Origin of the sequence: Candidatus Electronema sp. JC (assembly GCF_048287365.2) — a bacterium.
In the GTDB taxonomy this organism is placed as follows: domain Bacteria; phylum Desulfobacterota; class Desulfobulbia; order Desulfobulbales; family Desulfobulbaceae; genus Electronema.
In genome coordinates this window covers 1-5,558 of sequence record NZ_JBLWEM020000043.1, presented here as the reverse complement: position 1 = coordinate 5,558, position 5,558 = coordinate 1, and the positions used below count along the sequence as shown (strand labels likewise).

The window sequence follows — 5,558 nt, the reverse complement described above, 5'->3', positions numbered from 1 at the left end:
GGCGGACAATCCCTCCTTTGAAAGCCAAGCGGTGAAGGCGTACCCGAAAGTCCGCTTTTCGCTATTATATTGTTTTTAATGATAAATTCAATATATTTTTCAGGTGCGACCCGCCTTGTCACTCATAAATCACCATTACCAGCAAAGACCCTCTATCGGAAGCTGAAGACGTGATTCGTTTCAGTTTTCAGCGGTTCCAAGATTTCCTGATGGGTGATACGCTTGTTGCTGACCATAAAGACGCAGGCACACTGTTCAGTGATTCAGGCCCCCTGCAATTTATTATAGAAGAGAGAGGGATTTCTTGGCAATGGCGGGGTCTTTTTGAGGCATTGTCTTCAATTATCCCGGAGAAATTCGGCTGTAAGCTTGTTGATATTTTGCCTGATGAAGCGAAAACGCAGAATTCTTTGGAGATCAACGATGGGTTTGTTGAAAGTATTAAGTGGCGAGAGCGAAAAGCATTTACTGAACGCTCATTAGAACTGTTTAACAAACTGGTGCAATATCCTCTTGAGGTACTCCTTGAGATTTCTATTTCCTCTGATCATCCTTGGAATGCGAAGCTGCTGCACCGTCATCTTGCGAGGTGCAAACTCCCTGAGCGAGATGCCTTCTGGACTGTATGGCTGAATGAGCAATCGGCAGAAAATTACTCTTCTGTTGGACGATTGATTGACTGGTGTTTGTCCGGGCAGGTGCCGCATACAAACCGGGAGAATCAATTTTTGGCCGCATTGACGCTGTGTTGGTTTTTCACTGCATCGAATCGGATTATTCGCGATAAGGCAACCAAAGCTCTATCCTCACTTTTTATTGTGAGAGCAGATATTTTTCCCGACCTTTTGGAACGATTCAGAGATGTTGATGATCTGTATGTTCTTGAAAGGCTCTTGGCCGCAGCCTATGGCGCAAGCTGTCGATGTCAAGAGCGGGGACGATTGGAAAGCTACAGCCGCTTGGTTTTCAAGTATATTTTCGCTGATAACACACCTCGTTTGGGACTTCTTCTGCGGGATTACGCCTTTGGTATTATTGAGCTGGCACGATACCATGATGTGCTTGCGCCTGAAGTAGATTTTGACCTTTGCAAACCGCCGTACCAATCAAAGCGAGTATGTTTTAACATCACTGAAGAGAAAGTGAAAGCTGTTGCTAAAAAAGCAGGTGGTGAGGAGATTCTTGATTCGGCGACAAACTGGATGGGAGATTTTGCACGATACGAAATCGAGCCGATGGTGAATAACTTTCTCTCCGTACCATTGAGCGAAGATGTGCCGTTGAATTCAGAGCAACGCCTCCGTGTCTTTGAAAAGGAGGTCATCGGGGATATAAGGGAGAGAATTATAGCATTCTCCAGATTACGTACCAATGCCCATATACCTTCCTACGTGAAACATCTACTTGAATTACAGAAATATGCAAGCAAGAGCCATATCGACTGCTGGAAAAAAGATATGAAAACAGCAGAGGAAAAATTTCTGCTTTTGCTTTCCGATGAAGAAAAAGAACGATTTGAAAATGAAGCAGCACCCGTTCTCTATGATCGAGCCGAAGAAATAAAAGAGCCAAAACATATAGATACGGCTGCTGCAATGCGCTGGGTTGCTAACCGTGCCTATCGGATGGGTTGGACTGCAAAACGATTTGCTCATGATCGTTCTCAACGGTACGCTTATTCGCGTGACAGGCCGATTATTGAGCGGATAGGGAAGAAGTATCAGTGGTTGGCCTTAGATGAGCTGCTGTGCCGCTTGGCTGACAATAACTGGCTTGCAGGTGAATATAGCGGTATACCAAGGTGTTATTCCTGCTCCACGGATGTCAGTTTTTACCGAGACATAGACCCGACTATCATTGAGGAGAAAGAACTACGGGAACAGCGTAACCGAACGTCACAAGATTGGGCATCTCAACCTATAATTACACTGCCGAAGGTTGCTGAGGATGAGTTAGCAGCTTGGCCTTTTCTGGATGATCCAGCCCGTCAACTGAAAAATATGATAGAACGTCAGGACAATACAGGGACAGATTGGATGGTTCTCTATGAGTATCAAGTTGCAACTAAAAAATATCCTAAAGAACAACGAGGAGAGCATGGTCTTCGTCAACAAGAATTCCGGTTTCTTATGTCTGTTGTTGTGCGGAAAGATGAGATTAAAGATATAATCAATTTACTAAAAACAAAAGAGAAATTTGAGCTTGGCAGTTTGAGATGGGAGCCTCGTAACATGACTGGCGAGGCTTTCCTCTATGAAGCCCCTTGGAGAGCGACTTGGCCGGATTCTAAATGGAAATTTAACAATTGGGATGTACCAGAAGGGGTGGGGATAGCTTATCCTGTATGGAAGTATAACTGGGAATCACCTCTGGATGCCTCGCTTCCAAACGGATTCAATACCTATCTTCCGGCTCCTTGGCTGGCAAAGGAGCTGAAACTTAGTCCGAAACTCAATCAAACAGGCTGTTGGACAGCTCCGAATGGTGAAATAGTATTCAGGGAAATTGCTGGAGAAAAAGGCGGCAGCCTCTGTTTGCTGCGTAAAGATTTTGCCGCTCAACTGCTTGGTGATGACCTTTGCATTCTTTGGCTGTTGATTGCTGAAAGAAATGCTTGGCCCGGCGGAAGCAATGACAATGCTGCTTGGCGACGTTCGGAAGGATTATGCTGGCACGATGGGAAGAATCTAAAAACAGTTACTTGGAAAAGAGATAACGGCAACGGCACTTCTGCCAAATATGCTGGCAAGGAGTAAGAAAAGGGCGAATTTATTTCGCCCTTCCAAGATCATCTCAAGTTACTTCGCACACCATTCATACGCATTCTGGAACATCTTCAGCCACGGCGATACCTCCAGCCCGTGCAGCTCCCTTGGCAGCCAATGGCACTGCCACGGCAGGAAGGCCCGCTCCGGGTGCGGCATCAGGGCGAGATGGCGGCCATCAGGCGAGCACAGCCCGGCAAAGCCATCCGGTGAGCCGTTGGGGTTGAAAGGATATTGCTCGGTGGCCGCACCGCTGTCGTCGGCATAGACCAAGGGCACCAGCCGCTTGCCGATCACCTCGGCCCGCACCGCCGCGTCCGGGAAGTGCAGCAGCCCCTCGCCGTGCGCCACATGGATGCCGAAGACCAAGCCGCTCATGCCGCGCAGCATCATAGCCGGGCTGTCGGTCACGCGCACCGTCGTCCAGCGCGACTCGAAGCGGCCCGATCTGTTGTGGACGAAACGCGGCTGCTTGTCCGCATCCAAGCCGCGCCACGGCACCCAGCCGAGCAGGCCGAAGAGCTGGCAGCCGTTGCAGATGCCGAGGGTGAAGGTGTCGGGCCGGTCAAGGAAGGCATCGAACATCGCCCGCAGCCGCTCGTTAAAGAGGATGGTCGCAGCCCAGCCTTTGGCCGAGTCCGGCACGTCGGCGTAGGAGAAGCCGCCCACTGCCGCGATGCCCCGGAAGCCCTCCAGCGTCACGCGCCCGGCCAGCAGGTCGGTCATGGTGATGTCCCACGGCTGGAAGCCAGCGGCATAAAAGGCTGAACTCATCTCGCGGTCAGAGTTGGAGCCTTCATCGCGGAGGATGGCGACCTTGGGCTTGCGCTCGGCGGTCAGCAGATGCTTGGGCGAGGGCTGCGGCGTGAAGGGCAGATGATAGGCCGGAGCTGTGCGCTCGTAGATGCTCTTTCTCTCTGCATCTGCACAAGCAGGATTCACTTGCAGCCGTTCAAGCTGGTAGCTGGTCTCTTCCCATTCTTGGCGGAGGGCGCACATGTCTTCGTTCAGCACAAGCTCGCCGTTGCAGCGGATGCGGATTTGCTTCTCGGCCAGCGTGGTTCCCAGCACAGTGCAGCTCACCTCGGCCATAGCGAGACGGTGCCTGATCTCCTCAAGCTGCTCCTGCCGACATTCCAGCACCAAGCCCAGCTCCTCAGCGAAGAGGGTGGGAACAGCCTCTCCCTGAACTTCGATCTCTACGCCGCAGTTGCCCGCAAAGGCCATCTCCAGCACTGTAGTGATCAGGCCGCCGTCGCTGCGGTCATGGCCGGAGAGGATCAGGTCTGCATCAATCAGCTCCTGCACCGCTGCGAATGCCTGCCGAAGCAGCACCGGGTCGTCCATGTCCGGGCTTTCGTCGCCAAGGCTGCCCAGCGTCTGCGCCAAGGCTGAACCGCCCAGCCGCGCCTTGCCCGGAGCCAGATCAATCAAGAGCAAGGCCGAACCCGGCTCTTTGATGTCCGCTGTGACCACCTTGCGGATGTCGCTCATGGCCGCGTAGGCGGAGATGACCAGCTCGCGGGGCGACTTCACCGTCTCGCTGCCGACCTTGGTGGCCATAGAGAGAGAGTCCTTGCCGCCGTCCACGGCCATGCCGGTGGCGATCATCGCATCGCGCATGGCCCGCGCCGCGTCGTTCATGGCCGCGCCTTCGCCGGGCAGCTTGGGTGCCCACATCCAGTTGGCCGAGCACTTGACCTGCTCCGGGTCGTCAATCTTGGCCCAGACAAGGTTTGTCCATGCCTCGCCGACGGCCATGCGTGCGCCCGCCGCTGGATTGATCAGCATCTTGATTGGCTGCTCGCCGATGGCCGTGGCTATGCCCGTCAAGCCGAAGTGCGACTGCGCGACCACCGCCACATTGCCGACTGTGAGCTGCAACGGGCCGCAGCACTGCTGCCGGGCAATCAGGCCGGTGACAGAGCGGTCAACCTTGTTGGTCAGGAAGCGTTTGGAGCCGACCGAGACCAAGCGGAGGACGTTGCGGAGATGCTCACGGACAGATGCTGTAGGGGCGGTTCGCGAACCGCCCTTACGGGGAATGCGATTGTCGCTGAACGTCTTCTGCGGAATATGCCCCAGCACTTCCTTCAGTTCCACGTCAACGGGCGTGCTGCCGTCCTGCTCGTCGCTGACGACAAAGCGCAGGTCGCCGGTGACTTCGCCCAGCACCTCGCAGGCCACCTTCTCCCGCTCACAGATGGCGAGGAATTGTTCGATATTCTCCGGCTTGATCAGCAGGCCGTTGCGCTCCTGATACTCGGCCACGTAGATTTCCAGCACCGACATGGTGGGGTCGCCGACCCGTATCTTGCGTATCTCGATGCGCCCGCCAGAGTGCTCGACCAGCTCCTTGAGCACATTGGCCGGGCCGCCCGCGCCTTGGTCGTGGATGACCTCAATCAGCGTCCTGCCGCCCATTTCATTGCAGGCGCGGATGACCCGGTTCATCTTTTGCTCCATCTCCGCGTCGCCGCGCTGCACCGCGTTGAAGTCCAGCTCCGCCGCGTTCTCGCCCTGAAGCATGGACGAGGCCGCGCCGCCGCCGAAGCCGACCCGATACGCAGGCCCGCCCACCTGCACAATCAGCATCCCCTTGGCCGCCTGCTCCTTCTTGATATGGCGGTCGTCAATCTGGCCGATGCCGCCGGTGAACATGATCGGCTTGAGCCAGCCCCAGCGTTCGCCGCCCTCCACGCGCAGGTCAAAGGAGCGGGTGAAGCCCTGAATCAGCGGCTCGCCGAACTTGTTGCCGTAGTCGGACGCGCCGTTGCTGGCCTCGATCTCGAT

At 54.6% G+C, this 5,558-nt stretch carries 2 protein-coding genes; one reads left to right on the top strand and one right to left on the bottom strand.

All coding sequences use genetic code 11. The features are described from left to right. Positions 1-170: 170 nt before the first annotated feature. Positions 171-2,756: a hypothetical protein gene (locus ACNKH3_RS07165; protein ID WP_420208743.1), complete on the top strand. Its 2,586-nt coding sequence runs from the start codon at positions 171-173 to the stop codon at positions 2,754-2,756. Positions 2,757-2,798: 42 nt separating this feature from the next. Here ACNKH3_RS07165 and purL read toward each other — a convergent pair. Next, positions 2,799-5,558: phosphoribosylformylglycinamidine synthase (gene purL / locus ACNKH3_RS07160; protein ID WP_420208742.1), on the bottom strand; the 2,760-nt coding region annotated here is incomplete at its 5' end.